Source organism: Nocardioides panacis (assembly GCF_019039255.1).
GTDB lineage: Bacteria > Actinomycetota > Actinomycetes > Propionibacteriales > Nocardioidaceae > Nocardioides_B > Nocardioides_B panacis.
In genome coordinates this window covers 1,909,234-1,925,845 of record NZ_CP077062.1, presented here as the reverse complement: position 1 = coordinate 1,925,845, position 16,612 = coordinate 1,909,234, and the positions used below count along the sequence as shown (strand labels likewise).

The 16,612-nt window shown below is 72.9% G+C and carries 16 protein-coding genes; 8 read left to right on the top strand and 8 right to left on the bottom strand.

The features are described 5' to 3' along the window. Positions 1 to 4 precede the first annotated feature (4 nt). A complete protein-coding gene (locus KRR39_RS09335) occupies positions 5 to 1,321 on the bottom strand; it encodes an AI-2E family transporter (RefSeq protein ID WP_216941751.1) in 1,317 nt (438 codons plus the stop codon). Between the two features lie 139 nt (positions 1,322 to 1,460). Then, positions 1,461 to 2,474, bottom strand: a complete 1,014-nt coding sequence (locus KRR39_RS09330) for a LacI family DNA-binding transcriptional regulator (RefSeq protein WP_216941750.1) — start codon at positions 2,472 to 2,474, stop codon at positions 1,461 to 1,463. Positions 2,475 to 2,563: 89 nt separating this feature from the next. Here KRR39_RS09330 and arfA point away from each other — a divergent pair, with 89 nt between their 5' ends. The 7 genes from arfA to KRR39_RS09295 all read left to right on the top strand — a co-directional run bounded on the left by arfA (position 2,564) and on the right by KRR39_RS09295 (position 10,121). Next, on the top strand, positions 2,564 to 4,099 hold the full coding sequence (gene arfA, locus KRR39_RS09325) for an arabinosylfuranosidase ArfA (RefSeq protein ID WP_216941749.1): 1,536 nt from the start codon (positions 2,564 to 2,566) through the stop codon (positions 4,097 to 4,099). A 35-nt stretch (positions 4,100 to 4,134) separates the two neighbouring features. Further along, positions 4,135 to 5,481, top strand: a complete 1,347-nt coding sequence (locus tag KRR39_RS09320) for an ABC transporter substrate-binding protein (RefSeq protein ID WP_216941748.1) — start codon at positions 4,135 to 4,137, stop codon at positions 5,479 to 5,481. Positions 5,482 to 5,492: 11 nt separating this feature from the next. Then, a complete protein-coding gene (locus tag KRR39_RS09315) occupies positions 5,493 to 6,386 on the top strand; it encodes a carbohydrate ABC transporter permease (RefSeq protein ID WP_216941747.1) in 894 nt (297 codons plus the stop codon). Then, positions 6,383 to 7,207 (top strand): carbohydrate ABC transporter permease, encoded by an 825-nt coding sequence (locus KRR39_RS09310; protein WP_216941746.1) that lies wholly within the window; start codon positions 6,383 to 6,385, stop codon positions 7,205 to 7,207. Before KRR39_RS09315 ends, KRR39_RS09310 begins: the two co-directional genes overlap by 4 nt. After that, positions 7,204 to 8,673 (top strand): hypothetical protein, encoded by a 1,470-nt coding sequence (locus tag KRR39_RS09305; protein ID WP_216941745.1) that lies wholly within the window; start codon positions 7,204 to 7,206, stop codon positions 8,671 to 8,673. The genes KRR39_RS09310 and KRR39_RS09305 overlap by 4 nt, the downstream gene beginning before the upstream one ends. A 261-nt stretch (positions 8,674 to 8,934) precedes the next feature. Next, positions 8,935 to 9,465, top strand: a complete 531-nt coding sequence (locus KRR39_RS09300; protein WP_216941744.1) for a hypothetical protein — start codon at positions 8,935 to 8,937, stop codon at positions 9,463 to 9,465. Positions 9,466 to 9,473: 8 nt separating this feature from the next. Continuing rightward, entirely contained in the window at positions 9,474 to 10,121 is a 648-nt protein-coding gene (locus KRR39_RS09295; protein WP_216941743.1) for a hypothetical protein, read from the top strand. 45 nt (positions 10,122 to 10,166) lie between these two features. On the opposite strand, the gene KRR39_RS09290 is transcribed toward KRR39_RS09295, so the two are convergent. Beyond that, positions 10,167 to 10,436 (bottom strand): STAS domain-containing protein, encoded by a 270-nt coding sequence (locus tag KRR39_RS09290; RefSeq protein ID WP_216941742.1) that lies wholly within the window; start codon positions 10,434 to 10,436, stop codon positions 10,167 to 10,169. A 277-nt stretch (positions 10,437 to 10,713) separates the two neighbouring features. Here KRR39_RS09290 and KRR39_RS09285 point away from each other — a divergent pair, with 277 nt between their 5' ends. Continuing rightward, positions 10,714 to 11,157, top strand: coding sequence for an EVE domain-containing protein (locus tag KRR39_RS09285; RefSeq protein WP_216941741.1), 444 nt, complete (start codon positions 10,714 to 10,716; stop codon positions 11,155 to 11,157). Here the strand turns inward: KRR39_RS09285 and KRR39_RS09280 are convergent. From KRR39_RS09280 to KRR39_RS09260, 5 genes are all read right to left on the bottom strand, one after another. Further along, positions 11,145 to 11,849 (bottom strand): alpha/beta fold hydrolase, encoded by a 705-nt coding sequence (locus tag KRR39_RS09280; protein ID WP_216941740.1) that lies wholly within the window; start codon positions 11,847 to 11,849, stop codon positions 11,145 to 11,147. The genes KRR39_RS09285 and KRR39_RS09280 overlap by 13 nt on opposite strands. Beyond that, positions 11,846 to 12,529 (bottom strand): hypothetical protein, encoded by a 684-nt coding sequence (locus KRR39_RS09275; RefSeq protein WP_216941739.1) that lies wholly within the window; start codon positions 12,527 to 12,529, stop codon positions 11,846 to 11,848. The genes KRR39_RS09280 and KRR39_RS09275 overlap by 4 nt, the downstream gene beginning before the upstream one ends. Before the next feature lie 56 nt (positions 12,530 to 12,585). Continuing rightward, positions 12,586 to 13,836, bottom strand: coding sequence for a glycosyltransferase family 2 protein (locus tag KRR39_RS09270; RefSeq protein WP_216941738.1), 1,251 nt, complete (start codon positions 13,834 to 13,836; stop codon positions 12,586 to 12,588). A gap of 633 nt (positions 13,837 to 14,469) precedes the next feature. Further along, on the bottom strand, positions 14,470 to 15,543 hold the full coding sequence (locus tag KRR39_RS09265; RefSeq protein WP_216941737.1) for a glycosyltransferase: 1,074 nt from the start codon (positions 15,541 to 15,543) through the stop codon (positions 14,470 to 14,472). Further along, positions 15,540 to 16,601 (bottom strand): glycosyltransferase, encoded by a 1,062-nt coding sequence (locus tag KRR39_RS09260; RefSeq protein ID WP_254185633.1) that lies wholly within the window; start codon positions 16,599 to 16,601, stop codon positions 15,540 to 15,542. The genes KRR39_RS09265 and KRR39_RS09260 overlap by 4 nt, the downstream gene beginning before the upstream one ends. Between the last annotated feature and the right edge of the window lie 11 nt (positions 16,602 to 16,612).

The window sequence follows — 16,612 nt, the reverse complement described above, 5'->3', positions numbered from 1 at the left end:
CCGGTCAGTGCGCGTCCGAGGCAGCCGAGGCGGTGAGGCCCTGCTGGCGCGGCACGAGCACCTGGTCGTAGATCAGTGCCAGCCCCGCGGCGACCGGGATCGCGATGAGGGCCCCGACCACCCCCAGCAGGGCACCACCGGCCAGGACCGCCACGATGGTGACCACGGCGGGAACGTCGACGGCGTGGTGCATGATCCGCGGTGAGAGCACGTAGGCCTCGAAGACGTGGTAGGCGATGTAGTAGCCCAGCGCGAGCAGGGCGGTGCTCCAGCCGGCCGAGAGCGCCACCAGCGTGATGACGACGCCGCCGATGACGGTACCGATGATGGGGACGAGGGCCAGCAGCCCGGCCAGCACCGCCAGCACCGCGGGAAACGGCAGTCCCAGCACCATGAGCATGATCCACGTGAGGACCCCGTTGACGGTGGCCACCGCCGTCTGCCCCAGGACGTAGCCGCCGACGCGTCGGGAGATCTCCTCCCCGAGGTACACCACCCGGACCCGCCTCCCGTGCGGCACGAGCTTGTAGCAGGCCGTCTTGACCGAGGGGAGCGCGGCCATCAGGTACAACGTCAGGACCAGCACGGTGACCACGGCGACGACGCCGTCGACCAGCGCCTTGCCGGCTCCCAGCACCCCACCCAGCACCGAGGTGAGGGTGCTCGCGCTGATGCTGGAGGTCGCACGGGCCTGGGCTCGTTCCACGACGTGGAACCGGCTGTCGAGCCGCTCGACGAGCCGGTTGTGCTGGAGGTCGCTGAGGTATCCGGGGGTCTTCTCGACGAGGCTGCCGATCTGCTGCACGAACGTGGGCACGACCATCCACCCGATGAAGGCCAGGACGGTGAGCAGCGCGAGCATGACCACGACCACCGCCCAGCCGCGCCGGAGTCCCCGGTGCACGAGACGGGACACCAGCGGCTCGAGACCGAGCGCCAGGAACAGCGACACCAGGATGAAGGTGAGGATCTGGGTCAGCTCGAGGAGCATGTGCACGAGACCGTAGGACACGAGCAGGCCCAGCCCCGCCATGAGTCCGAGGTAGAACGGTGAACGCCGGTTCAGCGGTGCACCCAGGGTGTTCACCGCGACGTCGTCGACGTTTCCGCGGACGTGGTCCTCGACCAGCTGCTCGGTCTCCTGGTCCGCCTCGGCGATCTGGTCGGCGACCGGCACCGGAGCCGGCTCCGGCTCAGGTGCTGCCGTCGCGTCGGGGCGCTCGACAGGAACCGTCGGGAGCCCTGCCCGTCGTTCTCCGTCGACGTCAGGGTCCTGGCCCTGGCGGGACTGGCGGGCGTACTTCACTGGCCATGCCTTCATCGGCGGGTTCTCCGAGCGTTCGACGGTGGGCGCGGAAATCGATGCCTTCGGACCCTGTGCCCGGGCGCCTGTTTCTCACTCCCTCCGCCGGGTCCGGCACGTCGGCGGTGAGAACGAGCCCACCCGCCCGGGTCCGGTGTCAGCCCCGTCGGCCCAGCGTCGACTCACGGGCCACCAGCTCGAAGCCCACACTGACCTCACGACTGGGCGCGGCGGGTCCGCCCAGGCGGTGGTGCAGGAGGCGTACCGCTTCCCGGGCGACGGCGGCCTTGTCGGGGGCGATCGTGCTGAGGGTGGGCGAGGAGAACCGTCCGTCCTCGATGTCGTCGATGCCGATGACCGCGACCTCGTCGGGGACCGGCACGCCGGCGACCGCCAGGGCCCGCAGGGCACCGAGCGCGAGCTGGTCGTTGAAGCAGAGCACCGCGTCCGGGCGCTCCGCCAGCAGGGAGTCCATCGCGCGGGCGCCCTCTAGCCGCTGGAAGCCCGCCACCGTGCGGGTGAGCGAGGCTCGCACCGGCAGGCCGGCCGCCGCGAGGGCCTGCTCGTAGCCCGTGCGCCGGACCTCCGCGACCCCGGACCGGGCGACCACCCCTGCCTGGTAGCCGATGGCCGCCACCCGGGTGCGGCCCAGCGAGAGCAGGTGCTCGGTGGCGACCCGGGCCGCCGCGACGTTGTCGAACGCCACGTGGTCGATGTCGGCCCCGCCGATCTTCTCCCCGAGCAGCACCATCGGGGTCTCGTCGCGGACCGCGCTGAGCTCGGCGTAGTCCATCGCGACGGGACTCAGGATCAGCCCGTCGATGAGGTGGCTGCGGAGGCCCGTGGCCACCACCTGCTCCCGCTCGCGCAGGCCGTCGGTCTGGTCGACCAGGACCGTCCACCCGAGCAGCTCTGCCTCCTGCACGACGAAGCGGGTCAGCTCCGCGAAGTACGGCATGTCGAGGGCCGGCACCGCGAGCGCGATCAGCCCCGAGCGACCCCGGCGCAGCGACCGCGCCGACAGGTTCGCCCGGTAGTTGAGCTCCTCGAGCGCGGCCTGGACCTTCTCCCGCATGGCGGGGGAGACGTGCACGTACCCGTTGACGACGTTGCTGACCGTCTTGACCGAGACACCGGCGTGCTCCGCGACGTCGCGCAGCCGGACCCGCATGTGGCTCCCAGGGCATCGAGAGGGGTGGACGGGCCCACGGTAGTGGGCCGTGGGTTTACAACGATGTAAACCTACGCTACAAATATGGGATGCATGTGGCCTCCGTCACAATTGACGCTTCCTTCCGAATCGGCACCGTGGACCCCCGGCTCTACGGCACGTTCGTGGAGCACATGGGCCGCAGCGTCTACACCGGCATCTACGAGCCGTCCCACCCCACCGCCGACGCCGACGGGTTCCGCTCGGACGTGGCCGACCTGGTGCGCGAGCTCGGCCCGACCGCGGCGCGCTACCCGGGCGGCAACTTCGTCTCCGGCTACCGCTGGGAGGACGGGATCGGTCCGGTCGCGGAGCGGCCGCGCCGCCTCGACCTCGCCTGGCGCCGGGTCGAGACGAACGAGGTCGGCGTCGACGAGTTCGCCCGCTGGGCGGAGCGGGTCGGCCTGGAGCCGATCCTCGCGGTGAACCTCGGCACCCGCGGGGTGCAGGAGGCGGTGGACCTGCTGGAGTACTGCAACCACCCCGGAGGCACCGAGCTGTCGGACCTGCGTCGGGCCAACGGCACCAAGGAACCCCACGACGTCCGGACCTGGTGCCTGGGCAACGAGCTCGACGGCCCCTGGCAGGTGGGTCACAAGACCGCCCACGAGTACGGTCGGCTCGCCGCCGAGACGGCTCGGGCCATGCGGATGGTCGACCCGCGCATCGAGCTGGTCGCCTGCGGCAGCTCCAACAGCGCGATGCCGACCTTCGGCGCGTGGGAGGCCACGATGCTGGAGGAGTGCTACGACCTCGTCGACTACGTGTCCCTGCACACCTACTACGACCCGCACGTCACCGACCGCGCCAGCTTCCTGGCCAGCTCGCTCGACCTCGAGCACATGATCCGCACCGTGGTCGCCACCGCCGACCACGTCGGGGCCCGGGTCCGCTCCCAGCGGCGGCTGCGGCTGTCCGTCGACGAGTGGAACGTGTGGCACCAGTCCCGCTTCGCCGGGCAGGACGGACTGGCGTACGACGACGAGGACCCGGCCCTGATCGAGGACGTCTACGACGTCACCGACGCGGTGGTGGTCGGCTCGCTGCTGATCACCCTGCTGCGGCACTGTGACCGGGTCGGCATCGCCTGCCAGGCCCAGCTCGTCAACGTCATCGCGCCGATCATGACCCGTGCCGACGGCGGTGCCTGGCGGCAGACGATCTTCCACCCGTTCGCGCAGGCCAGCCGCTACGCGCGCGGTGAGGTGCTTCGCGTGGAGCCGCGCGTGCGCCGGCACTCGACCGCCGACCACGACGACGTACCCGTCCTGGACGCGGTGGCCACCTGGGACGAGCAGGCCGGGGCGCTCACCGTGCTGTGCGTGAACCGCGACCAGCAGGAGCAGGTGCGGTTCGAGGCGGACGCCCGCTCGTTCACCGGGCTGCGGCTGCTCGAGGCCACCGTCCTGACCGCCGACGACCCGACCACGACCAACACCGAGGCCGCACCCGACGCGGTGCGCCCGCGGCCCCTCGAGGGTGTCGAGGTGCAGGACGGCCGGATCTCGGCCGTGCTGCCCGCGGTGTCCTGGGCGGTCCTGAGGTTCACCGCCGCGGGTCCTGCTTCGTCCCCCCACCAGTCCTGACCAGCCGCCACCCCCACCACAGAGGAGCACCGCACATGAACCCCACACTCGGGCACCAGTCGCTGCCGAGCCCGATGAGCCGTCGTGGCTTCCTGACCCTGGGTGCCGTCGGCACTCTGGGGCTGCTGGCGGGCTGCGGCGGCGGTAAGGGGGTCGGCGACACCGGCGCTCAGGGCGTCGGCGGCTTCACCGGCGGGGCCTACAAGGGCCCGGACCTGGACCTCGCCTACTGGAACGGGTTCACCGGCGGCGACGGGCCGGCGATGACCGCGCTGGTGAAGAAGTTCAACGCCTCCGAGGACAAGATCACCATCAAGCCGAACACCATCGAGTGGGCGGACTTCTACCAGCGGCTCCCGGCCGCGACCAAGGCCGGCAAGGGCCCGGACGTCGGGGCCATGCACCTCGACCAGCTCGCCAGCAACGCCGCCCGCAAGGTGATCGTGCCGCTCGACGACCTCGCGGACTCGCTCGGGCTCGCGGAGTCGGACTTCACCGGCGCCGTGTGGGGCCCCGGGATCTACCAGGGCAAGCGCTACGGGATCCCCCTCGACGTGCACTGCCTGGCGATGTACTACAACCAGGACCACTTCGACAAGGCCGGGATCACCGAGGCGCCGACGGACGCGGCCAGCTTCGACGCGGCCTGCCAGAAGCTCCAGAAGGCGGGCTTCGAGACGCCCTTCTGGGTGCCGAACAAGTGGCCGGCCCACCTGATGTTCCTGAGCCTGCTGTGGCAGAACGGCGGCGCGCCGTACGCCGAGGACGGCTCCGCCGCGACGTACGACGACGAGGCCGGGGTCAAGGGTCTGACCTGGATGGTCGACCAGATCAAGAAGGGCTACAGCCCGACGAACGTGGACGCCGACGCCCAGTACCTCGCGTTCAAGAACGGCAAGACGTCGATCACGTGGGACGGCATCTGGCAGATCAACGACCTCGACGCGTCCGGCCTGAACTGGGCCATGGCGCCGCTGCCGACGATCGGCGACCAGCCCGCGTCCTGGGCGAACTCGCACCACTTCTTCCTGACCGAGCTGGCCGCCAAGGACACGAACCGCGCCAACGCCTCGAAGTCGTTCATCGGCTGGATGAGCAAGCAGTCGGCCGCCTGGTCCAAGGCCGGCATGATCCCGGCCCGCAACAGCGCGCGGGAGGAGGCGGCCTTCACCGACTCCAAGCAGTACGTCCTCAAGGACTACCTGGAGAACCTGCACTTCCTGCCGCCGGTCCCGGGGCTCGGTGACGTGCAGCCGCAGACCCTCGAGGTCGCGGTCAACGAGGCGGTCCTGCAGAAGACGTCGGTCGACGCGGCGCTGTCGAAGTCGGCGGCCAACGCGACCAAGCTCATGGAGGCGAACCTGAAGAAGTTCGGGGCCTGAGGATGGCGACGATGGCCAGCCGCCGGGCGTGGACGCCCTGGGCGTTCCTGGCTCCCTACCTCGCGCTCTTCACCGCCTTCGTGATCGCCCCGGTCCTGCTGGGGCTCTGGATCAGCCTCCACGACTGGGACTTCACGCTGCCCGGCAAGCCGTTCGTGGGGCTGGGGAACTACGCGGACCTCTTCGACCCGAGCTCGGTGACGTTCGCACCGTTCTGGAACGCGATGCGGGCCACCGGGATCTTCACGGTGTGCGCGGTGCCGCTCCTGCTCGTGGTCCCGCTCGCGGTGGCGCTGGTGATGAACCAGGGCTTCCGCGGCCGCAACGCGTTCCGGACGATCTTCTTCGCGCCCTACGTGCTGGGCGTGGCCGTCGTCGGCCTGCTGTGGCGCTTCCTGCTCGACGCCAACATCGGGGTGGTGAACGCCCTGCTCGGGGCGATCGGGCTGTCGGGCGACACGGCCTGGCTGAGCTCGGTGCCGGCCGCCTGGGTCAGCCTGGTCGGGGTCACGATCTGGTGGACGCTCGGCTTCAACGCGGTGATCTTCCTGGCCGGGCTGCAGGACGTCCCCGGCGAGCTCTACGAGGCGGCCCGCGTGGACGGCGCCGGTGCCTGGGGACGGTTCCGGCACGTCACGCTCCCGAGCCTCCGGCCGGTGACGATGTTCGTCACGATGGTGACGATCATCGCGTCGGCGAACATGTTCGGGCAGTCCTTCATCATGACGAAGGGCGCGCCGGGCCAGGAGACCCGCACCGCGATCTACTACATCGCCGAGACCGGCCTGCAGAACTTCCAGATGGGCTCCGCGGCCGCCGGGAGCTGGATCCTGACCCTGGCGCTCATGCTGCTGTCGGTGGTCGTGTTCGCGGTGTTCCGCGAGCGGAAGGGGGCGCGCGCATGAGGTCCTCCACCAGCACCCTGCGGTACGTCGTCCTGAGCCTGCTCGCGCTGGCCTTCGTCAGCCCGTTGCTGTTCATGGTCTCGACGTCGTTCAAGTCGCGCCAGGAGTCGGCGCAGACGCCGCCGACCTGGTTCCCCCAGGCGCCGACCCTGGACGCCTACCGGACCATCCTGTCCGCCACCGACACCCCGGTGTTCCGGTGGTTCGCGAACTCGATCATCGCGGCGACGTCCAACGCGCTCCTCGTCGTGGTGACGTCCTCCCTGGCGGCGTACGCCCTGGCCCGGATGGACTTCAAGGGCAAGAAGGTGGTCTTCGGGCTGATCGTGGCGACCCTGTTCGTGCCTCCGGTCATCCTGGTCATCCCGAACTACGAGATCGTCGGCCGGCTGTTCTGGTTGGACACGCTGCTGGCCGTCATCGTGCCGACGGCGGCCAACGCGTTCGGGGTCTTCTTCCTCCGGCAGTTCTTCATCTCGCTGCCCACCGAGCTCGAGGAGTCCGCCTACCTCGACGGCGCCAACACCTGGCAGGTGTTCAGCAAGATCGTCGTGCCCCTGTCGCGCCCGGCGCTCGCCACCTTGACCCTGCTGGCGTTCCTGACCAACTGGAACGACTTCCTGTGGCCGGTGTACGTCCTGTTCAGCCCGGAGAACCAGACCCTGCAGGCGGGGCTCTCGACGCTGCAGTCGGCGAACAACGTGCGCTACGACCTGCTGATGGCCGGTGCCGTCATCGCCAGCGTCCCGGTGCTGATCCTGTACGCGCTCTCGCAGCGGTTCGTGATCGAAGGTGTGTCCCGGTCCGGCCTCAAGGGGTGAGCGACCAGCCGCTCCTGAGCAGGCGGACCGTGCTCGCGGGCGCCGCCGGCCTGCTCGTCTCCGCCTGCACCGCGACCACCCCTCCCTCCGAGAAGGAGCAGACCATCTTCGACCTCTCGCTGACCGAGCGGCACCGCTACCGCCCCTTCCACGTCGTCGCCCCCGGGTTCGTCCAGGACGGCCGCGAGGGCGAGGACGAGACCGGTGCGGTGACCCGCGGTGACCGTTCCCCGCAGGCGCCCTTCGCCGCGGTGGAGGTCGACGTGGTCCGGCCCGGAGGCGTGCTGGTCGCGGGGCTGTCGACCGCGGCGGGGGACCGGGTGTTCGCGACCTGGAACGCCGGGACCCGGACCGCGGCGCTCGAGGTGCGCGCGGGTGGGGTGACCCGCGTGCTGCGGCGCGCCCGGACCGAGCTGCCGCCCGGATCGACCCTCGGCTTCGTGCTGTGCGAGAACCAGGCCACGGTGCTGGTCCGGACCCCCGACGCGGCGTGGCGGCCGGTGCTGACCGAGCGGGACAAGGTCTCCGCACTGGTCGACCTGCGCGACCCGGCCACCCTGGCGTCGTACACCTACACGTGGGGCGTCCGCTCGGGGAGTGCGGTGCTGGGCGACGTCCGCGCCGGGCTGTTCGGGATGACCGGGCTGCGTGACCCGCACGTGGTCCAGCACGCCGACGGCCGCCCGCTCGTGCGGGACGGCAAGCTCTACCTGACCTGGACCTGCGCCGGACTGGGGTTCTTCACCGCGGCGCACTGGGCGGTGTTCACCCTGGACCTGGCCGACCCCACCCGGCTCGAGCAGGTGGCCCAGCTCTACTCCCGTCGTGACGGGCTGCTGCTCGGCGACCACGCGGGCCAGCTCGTGCGCGACGGTGACCGCTGGCTGGTCGCGACCTCGTCGTGGGGTGACTTCGACGGCTCGGGGGTGCACGTGCGGCACCTGACCACGACCGACGACCTGCTCGCGGGGGTGCACCTGCTGGAGACCACCCGGACGGAGCTGCCGACCGACGTCGGCTGCTGGGACCCCGGGTTCACGCGCATCGGTGACCGCTGGCGGGTCGGGTTCGTCGAGAGCCCGTCCCAGGACCCCTTCGACTTCCACCCGGCACTCGCCCAGACCTCGGCCGGCTCACCGTTCGAGGGGCTCGAGCGGGTCGGCGCCGCCGACGACCTCCACCAGACCGAGGGTCCCGTCCTCGCGCGCGTGGGGGACCGGTGGTGGTTCCTGGCCAGCGACGGGGAGGCCCGCCACTACCCGGTCTTCGACCTGCAGATGCGCCGGGTCGGCCGGCTCGACGCGCCGTACCCCACGAACATCCCCCATCCGCAGCTGGTGCAGCGAGCCGAGGAGCTGGGGGGCGGGTGGCTCATGGTGACCTTCGACGGCACGCAGTACGCCGAGGACGTGATGGGGTATGGCGGCCACGGTGACGTGGTCGTCCTGGGCTCACGCGACGACTGACGGGTCCCGGTGCGCGGTCCTGCCGCCCCGGAACGGGTTCAGCGGCTCAGCACGAGGACCAGGACGACAGTCACGGCTGCCGAGAGCAGGAGGGAGCCGGCACAGCCGAGGCGGTTGCTGAAGAAGAGGAACACGCGGTCAGGTGCCCCGGCCCCGGCGTCGCATGCCGTGCCCGGACGTGCCCTCCGTCACTCGGCCGGCTGCGGCACAGGTCACAGCGGTACGGCGGTGTCATCCCCGCCGACGTGGGCACCGCACGTCATGAGCAACGACAAGGCAGCAGAGGCCCGCGAAGGCCTGTTCGACGGGGTCGCGGGCAAGGCGAAGGAAGTGGCCGGCGCCCTGGCGGGCAAGGACGAGCTCGTCGAGGAGGGCCAGCTGCAGCAGGCGGAGGCACGCAACCGCAGGGCTGCCGTCGCCGACGAGGCCGTCGCCGACGCCAAGCGGGAGGAGGCGACGCAGCGGATCCGCGAGACGGACCGTGAGGCCGCCGGTCAGCAGGCCGCGGCGGACGCGGCGGCGCAGCGGGAGCAGGCCGTCGTCGACCGTCAGCGGGCGACGGAGCGCGAGGTCGCGGTCGACGCCGCCGCGCAGCAGGAGGCGGCGGACAAGCAAGCCGCCGAGCGGCGCGCCGAGGAGCTCGCCGAGTCCCGGCTGACCGAGGCCGAGGCCATCGCGGCCGACGCGGCCGCCACCGAGCAGCGGGCGAGCGCCGAGAAGCTCCGTCTCGAGCGCGAGGCCGCCGCCACCGACCAGCAGGCCGCGCAGCTGCGCGCCCGGACCGAGAAGTGAGGACCACCATGATCAGCACCCTCATCAGCCTTCCCTACGAGATCGCGCGACTTCCCTTCGTCGTGGTCGACAACGGCCTGGCCGACCGGCTTCCCGAGACCTCGGGTGTCCGCGTGAGCCTGAACCGGGCCATCGGCTCGGCCGACCAGCTCGCGGGTTCCCTGTTCGGCAACCCCGGCATCGCGGAGCGCGGCGCCGCCCGCATCGAGCGGTCCGACGCGCTCGTGACGGCGGCGCGGCTCGAGCAGGAGGCCGAATCCCAGCGCGAGCAGGCGCGTGAGACGGCAGCTGCCGGTGCGCGCAAGGCCGCTCAGAAGCGACGGGCCGCCCAGAGCCGTGCCGCCGCCGGGCTCGACGAGGCCGAGGCAGCAGAGGCTCGCGGCAAGCGAGAGGCCGAGGCCGCGGCGAAGAAGGCGGCCGCGGCGAAGAAGGCGGCGGCTGACCGCCGGGCCAAGAGCCGTGCCGCGACCATCCAGGAGCGCAAGCAGCGTGCCGACTCGGCCGCCACGACGAAGAAGCGAGCGGCGCAGCGCACCGCGAAGACCCAGCTCGACGAGGCCCGCGAGACCAAGCAGGCCGCCGCCGACGCGCGAGCCGACGCGAAGCGACTCAGCGACCTCGCCGAGGCCAAGAAGCAGGAGCGCAAGGACAGCTGACTCCGGCCACGGTCCAGCGGTCAAGGACGCGCTGGACCGTGGGAGTCAGTCCTGGATGTCGAGCAGATCCGTCAACCCGGTGATCTCGAACAGGTGCAGGACGAGCGGGTGCTTCGTCCGCACGGTCAGGTGACGCTTCTGCGTCGTCAGCCGGTTGTGGGCACGGACCAGCACCCCGAGCGCCGTCGAGTCGATGAAGGTGACGTCACGCAGGTCGACGACGACGCGAGCCGCGCAGGCGCTGTTCACCGCCTTGGTGACCATGACCCGGAAGGGTTCGACCGTCTTGAGGTCCAGCTCGCCCGCGGCGTGCACGACGAGGGGGGGCGTCCGCTCCCAGGGACGCGTCGGCGCCCCCCGACCTCGTCAGCGGGCTGGGAACAGAAGGTCGTGGCACTGAGGAACGACTGGGCGAGCACGAGGTGAACCTGGTCTCTGACGATGCCGAAACGGGCTTCTTCACCCCAGGAGCGTCGATTAGGCCGGCAGCGCCGACCCTCGGACGAGCGTCGCGGAACTGCCGAGAGCCCGAGTTTACCCCCGGCCGGAGCCGGGAGGTCGGGAGCGGAGCGTCCCGTGGTAAGAACTCGCCATGGCAGCGCGGGCGGTGACCGAAGGCGACCTCGGGGCGTGGCTGCTCAAGTGCGACCCGCGCGTGAACCCCGAGCTCCTCACGACCGCCGGCACCGGGGTCGTGCGGGTCACCTCCCGGTGCGTCGTACCGGGATATCGAGCGGCCATGATGCAGGAGGGCGACCGGGTCCTGCTGTGGGTGTCCGGCGACGGGCGCCGGATGGCCCGGGGGATCTGGGGTCTCGGCCGGGTCACCGGGGTCGTCGACCAGACGGCCGACCGGCCCGCGGTCCCGGTGGACATCCCCCTGTTCCCCTCGGCCCTGGCCGACGCGGACCTGCGGGTCGCGGGCATCGACGACCTCGAGGTGCAGCGCATGCCCGCCGGGTCCAACCCCTCGTGGGTGTCCCGGCAGCAGTGGGCCGACATCGAGCCCCTGCTCGGCGCAGCTCACCGGAGCTGAGCCGCGAAAGCATCGACGTGACCGGCGACTGCGGGTCCGTGGGTGTACGGGACCATGTGCGCGCCGCCACCGAGGGTGACGCTGCGCCTCGTGGACGCCACTGCGTCGGGCGTCCCGGGGAGCTGCGCGAGGGACCGGGTCCAGTCCTCCGGTGAGATGTGGTCGTGCGCGCCGCGGAGGACCAGGACCGGGCAGTCCACCCGGGCGAGGGTCTCCTCGATGCGGTCGTGACGTGCCACGTCCATGGCCCGGGCCATCGCCGTGAGGCCCGTACGGCGGTACTGCCGCAGCAGCGCGGGGACCTGGTGCAGCGGCTCGGCCCTGGCGGTCCGCACCCAGCGGCGCACCAGCCGTGGCCAGGTGGCGGCTCGCGGGTCCGTGGTCGGTCCGATCAGCACGAGACCCGTGACCCGGCCGGGAGCCAGGAGCGCCAGGTGGGCGGCGACCTGGCACCCGGCCGACAGGGCGACGACCAGGGAGGCCGGCCCGAGATCGCCCCGGTCGAGCACCTGTCGAGCCAGGACAGCAGGCGCCAGCGAGGTGTCCCGTCCGCCGCGCCGGCCGTATCCGCCGACCAGCGCCGTGGTCGTCGGCGCGCCGGCCGGCGCACCGGCCTCGCGCGAGGCAGCCAGCATCGGGGCGAAGCACTCGGCGCCCAGCCCGAGTCCCGGCACCAGCAGGACACGCGTCACGCGTCGGTCCTCCGGCCCGAGCAGGGCGCGGGTCGGCGCGAACGCCGGGCGGTGGCGTAGGCGGGTGCCCGGAGCCGCCGTACCCAGTCGTAGGTCGCCAGGCCGGGGAGGGTGCTGCGGACGGGGTCGAAGGAGAGCGTGGTGTCCGGCTCGTCGGCGGGGTCGACGTCGAGCCGCAGCTCGGCGAACGGGTGCCAGGGACCGACCCCGACGGCCCAGGACAGCAGGACCGTCGTCTCGTCGTGGAACACCGAGGACAGCAGCACCGGCCCGGCAGGCGTCCGGTAGGGCAGCAGCGTCGTCAGCGGCCTCGCGTACGGCGACCGTGCGCAGGTCAGCAGGAAGCGGCTGAGCCGTCCGAGCCCGGTCGACGCGAACAGCAGGTCGCCGTAGCCACCGTCGCCGGTCGGCACGCGCAGCGCCAGGCCGTGGACGTCCGGGGCCGGCGCCGGCAGGCCCACCGCCCGGGACTGCCGGACCAGCACCCGGTCGTCCCCCGGCAGGTCGAGCCACTCCGCGCCGCTCCGGTCCTCGGCACCGAACCGGTGGAGGGTGCCAGGCACGGTGCCGCCGCGCGGGTGCAGGGGCTTCGCGGCCGGCCGGGCGGCGACCAGCCGGGTGGCGGCACGCAGGACCTGGCCCGCAGCGGACGTGACGGCGCGGGCGGCGGGAGTGAGCATGCCGGTGCGGTACCCAGGAAGTGGACGGTCGATCGTCGCGGGCCGGGACGGCTGCATCAGGACGACGCCGGGCGGCCGGCGTCCGGCCCCCCGGCCACCACCTGCCACGTCCCGTCGGCGGGATCCGGACGCGCCAGCCCGCGGGCCGCGAAGGCGTCGAGCCAGCCCTGCATGGGGAACCAGCCCCAGCGGTCGTGGAAGCGGTTCGCGTTGCGCACGATGTCGGCGACGTGCTCCACCGGCGGCGCGGACACGGGATGCCACTGGTGGTACGCCGGCGCGTCGCCCAGCCACCACAGCGAGGCGCCGGCCGACACGGCCCGCTGGCCGAAGTCGGTGTCCTCGCCGCCGTAGCCTTCGTACCCCTCGTCGAACCCGCCGACGGCCGACCAGGTCGCCGCGTCCGCCGCGAACGACAGGGACCAGAACAGCCGCAGGTCGTCGGCCAGGAGCAGCTCGCCGGGGAGCGGCGCGGGGCGGGCGGCGTGCGGCCGGGCCGCGTCCAGGTCCGAGGGGTGGTAACCGCCGGCGCCGGGCGGGTCGAGGTAGCTCACCGTCCCGCTGAGCAGCCGCGGCCCCGGCCCCGTCCGCCGCCACCCGTCGAGGTAGCCGTCCAGCAGACCCGGGCCGGCGAGGCAGTCGACGTCCAGGAGCACGACGAGCTCGGCGCCGAGCTCCTCGAAGGCGTGGCACGCCCCACGGTTGCGGGCGGCGGCGAGGGGGAGGCGCGGACCGGTCGGGAGGTCGACGACGTGGCTCCGGTCGGCGAGCGGGCCGGCGGCCACGACGTCCGCGACCTGCGGGTCGCCCATGGCCACCACGACGAGGCCGTCGGGCTGCCGGCGTCCCGCGTGCAGGGAGTCGTGCTGGCAGGCGAGGTGGCCGTGCCGACCGTGCACGACCGTGACGACCGCGACCCTTGTCACGCGCCCAGCACCGGCAGGTCCGCGGGACGGTGGCGTGCGGCCAGGACGTCGAGGAAGCGCGCGGCGCGCGCGCCCCCGTCGCCGTGCGACCAGCGCCGCCAGCCGTGGCCCCCCGATCCGCACCGCCTGACCGAGCAGCCGCGGCCAGTGCTCCGGGTCCGGCCAGGCGTCGAGGCCGACCGCGAGACCGGCGTCGCGCAGGGCCGCGACGGTGTGGTGCTGCTCGTCGAAGGGGCGCGGGCCGGCGACGACCACGGCCGGTGCCCGGGCGGCAGCGACCTCCGCGACGGCGTTCTGGCCCCCGTGGGTGACCACGACGTCGGCACTGCACAGCGCCGCCCAGAGCTGCTGCGGGTCCAGGCGGCTTCCGGGGTGGGCCAACTGCCAGTCCCACTCCGGGGTCGCGACCCGCAGAGCGGAGATCTGCTCGTCCGTCGGGCCCCCGCCACCGTCCCCCCCACAGGAGCAGCGCCGTGGGTCGGCCGCCCGCGACGCGGTGCGCGGGGCGCTGCCAGCCGTCGAACCGGGACAGCGCCCCGACGTGGAGGGTCTTGTCCAGCCAGCGCCGCGGCCACGGCGCGGGCGTCTCGTCGGACCAGGGAGCCAGCAGGGCGTCCGCGAGGTCGTAGGCGGTGACGTGCGGCCGGTCGGACCGATCGCCGCGCATCGCCGCGACGACGACCGGTACACCCGCCAGGCGCACCAGCAGCGACACCTCGACCGACACGTCGACGACGACCAGGGCGGGCCGGGCGTCCGCCAGCCACGCGAGGATCTGCGCGCTGCGCCGGGCGAGGCCGGGGTCGTGGCGTGGCGCCCAGTGCAGGGTCCCGCCGGCGGTGACGTCGCGCGGCCGGGGGTCCTGGTCGTCGGGTGCCAGCCGCACCCAGTCGCCCTGGTACGACGCCGGGCGCGGCAGAGAGCTGAGCACCGTGACGTCCTGCTGGCTGTGCGCGGTGATCGACTCCATCCGCCGCAGGTGTCCCGCGCCCTGGTGGTGCACGTAGTAGCCGATCACGCGGCCGACGCCATCCGGGCGCCGTCGAGGAGCGCCAGGTAGGCGTCCACCATCACGTCGACCGAGCAGTGCCGGACCGCGTGGTCGCGCGCGGCCCGCCGGTCGAGGGCCGCGGCCTCGGTGACCAGGGCGGCAGCGGCGGGTACGTCGTCCGCGTCGACCAGGCGCGCGCAGCTCTCCCCGACGACCTCCGGGATCCCGCCCCGGGCGAACGCGAGCACCGGGGTGCCGCAGGCCAGTGCCTCGGCCGCGACCAGCCCGTAGGGCTCGTCCCAGCTGGGGGTCACCAGGCACAGGGCGCTCGCGCCGAGCAGGGTGGCGAGCTCCCGCTGGTGCAGGTGTCCGACGTGCTCCACGTCGTCACCGAGCCGCGGCCTGATCCGGGTCTCCCAGTAGACCGGGTCGGTGACCGGTCCGGCCAGCCGGATCCGGCGCCCCGCCGCCCGGGCGATGTCGATGGCGAGGTGCGGCGCCTTCTCGGGGGCGATGCGGCCGCTCCAGACGAGGTCCGGCCCGCCCTCGCCGTACGTCCAGCGCCGAGCGTCGACCCCGTTCGGCACGACCACCGGGTCGGCCACGTGCGCCCACGACGCGGCGGTGTGCCGGCTCACGGCGGCGTACCGGGCACTGCCCGGGTCGGCCAGCCGGACCGCCGGCTCGAGCCAGGGCGTGGGCGGCGTGTGCAACGTGGTCAGGACCGGCACGCCCACCATCTCGGCCATCGCGATCGGCAGGTGGTGCAGGCTGTTGTTGTGCACCACGTCGATGTCCCGACGCCGGGCCAGCCCGAGCATCAGCTGCAGGTAGGCGTGGTGCTGCTCCAGCCACTCCTCCGGCCCCATCGAGACGTCCTGCCGGGCTGCGGCGCTCAGCTCGGCGGGCCGGCTGGTGATCAGCCGGGCGCCGAGACGCGGGTCCGAGCCGGGCCCGGCGAAGACGCTCAGGGCGACGCCACGCGTGCGCAGGCCCTCGATCAGGTGCCACGTCAGCGCCTGCATGCCGCCGGCGAACGGCTCGCTGATGGGGAACCGGGAGTCGGCGATCTCCACCACGTGCAGAGGCCGGCTCATCGGGACAGCACCTGTCGGTAGATCGCCCGGTGGGCGGCTGCCAGCGTCGTCCGCTCCGCGCGCCGGGCGGCGGGGTCGGCGCGCCAGTCCGGGCGCTGCTCGTACGCCGTCCGGACGGCCGCCTCGAGCCCGTCGACGTCGAGGCCCTCGGGCCCGAGCCGGTAGGTCAGGCACGGACGCTGCTCGGCGTAGAAGCCGCAGTCGCTGACCAGCACCGGGGTCCCGAGGTCGTAGCACGCCTCCAGCCACCCGGAGTGCGTGCCGAACCGGTAGGGCAGCACGGACAGGTCGAGGCCCTGGAAGTAGTCCCACAGCTCGGCGTCGGAGAAGAAGTCGTGGACGTGCAGGTCCACCAGCCCCGCGTCCCGCAACGACTGCAGCCGGAACGCCACCCCGGCGTCGTGCCGCGCGAAGCCCGGCGTCATCACGTCGGTGTGCGCGTCGACCCGGAGGCGGGCACCGGGCAGCTGCGGGAGGACCTTGGCGAGGACCTCGACGACGGGGAGCGGGTCCATGCTCGCGCGCAGGCTCTTGAGGTGCACCCCGACGACGTACTCCTCGCGCACGGGCCGCGGCCGGGACAGGTCCGGCTCGTCGACGACGTGCGGGTGCGGCAGCACGGTCGCCTGCCGGCCCCACCGCTCCGCGAGGACCGCGGCGGCGCCGGGGGTCAGCGTGATCAGCGCGTCCGCGGCGGGGACCAGCACGTCGAGGTGCTCGTCGTGGGCGCCGGGCTCCTCGTGGTGGGGGTTGCGCAGGTCGTGGACGGTGTAGACGAGGGGCTTGCCCGTGCGGCGCAACGCGGCGACGAGGTCGCGCAGCTGCTGCGGCGTGCGGGCGTCGAACCCGAAGTGCACGTGGAAGACGTCGAACTCGTCGGCGTGCTCGAGCACCCAGTCCGCCTCGAGCGCCAGCGGCGGCCACCACGGGGCGGCCTCGGTGCGGCCCGGGAGCACCGGGTCGGGGAGACGGGTGACCTCGTCGAGCTCGGGGTCGCCGTCGGCGAGGTGGGTGACGTACACGTGCTTCGACGGCACCGAGAGAACACGGATCGGCAACGCGGGCATCC

Excerpts from the sequence above, each read along its gene's own strand:
- KRR39_RS09335 (WP_216941751.1), bottom strand. The coding sequence starts at position 1,321 with ATGAAGGCATGGCCAGTGAAGTACGCCCGCCAGTCCCGCCAGGGCCAG.
- KRR39_RS09330 (WP_216941750.1), bottom strand. The coding sequence starts at position 2,474 with ATGCGGGTCCGGCTGCGCGACGTCGCGGAGCACGCCGGTGTCTCGGTC.
- arfA (WP_216941749.1), top strand. The coding sequence starts at position 2,564 with ATGCATGTGGCCTCCGTCACAATTGACGCTTCCTTCCGAATCGGCACC.
- KRR39_RS09320 (WP_216941748.1), top strand. The coding sequence starts at position 4,135 with ATGAACCCCACACTCGGGCACCAGTCGCTGCCGAGCCCGATGAGCCGT.
- KRR39_RS09315 (WP_216941747.1), top strand. The coding sequence starts at position 5,493 with ATGGCCAGCCGCCGGGCGTGGACGCCCTGGGCGTTCCTGGCTCCCTAC.
- KRR39_RS09310 (WP_216941746.1), top strand. The coding sequence starts at position 6,383 with ATGAGGTCCTCCACCAGCACCCTGCGGTACGTCGTCCTGAGCCTGCTC.
- KRR39_RS09300 (WP_216941744.1), top strand. The coding sequence starts at position 8,935 with ATGAGCAACGACAAGGCAGCAGAGGCCCGCGAAGGCCTGTTCGACGGG.
- KRR39_RS09295 (WP_216941743.1), top strand. The coding sequence starts at position 9,474 with ATGATCAGCACCCTCATCAGCCTTCCCTACGAGATCGCGCGACTTCCC.
- KRR39_RS09285 (WP_216941741.1), top strand. The coding sequence starts at position 10,714 with ATGGCAGCGCGGGCGGTGACCGAAGGCGACCTCGGGGCGTGGCTGCTC.
- KRR39_RS09275 (WP_216941739.1), bottom strand. The coding sequence starts at position 12,529 with ATGCTCACTCCCGCCGCCCGCGCCGTCACGTCCGCTGCGGGCCAGGTC.
- KRR39_RS09265 (WP_216941737.1), bottom strand. The coding sequence starts at position 15,543 with ATGAGCCGGCCTCTGCACGTGGTGGAGATCGCCGACTCCCGGTTCCCC.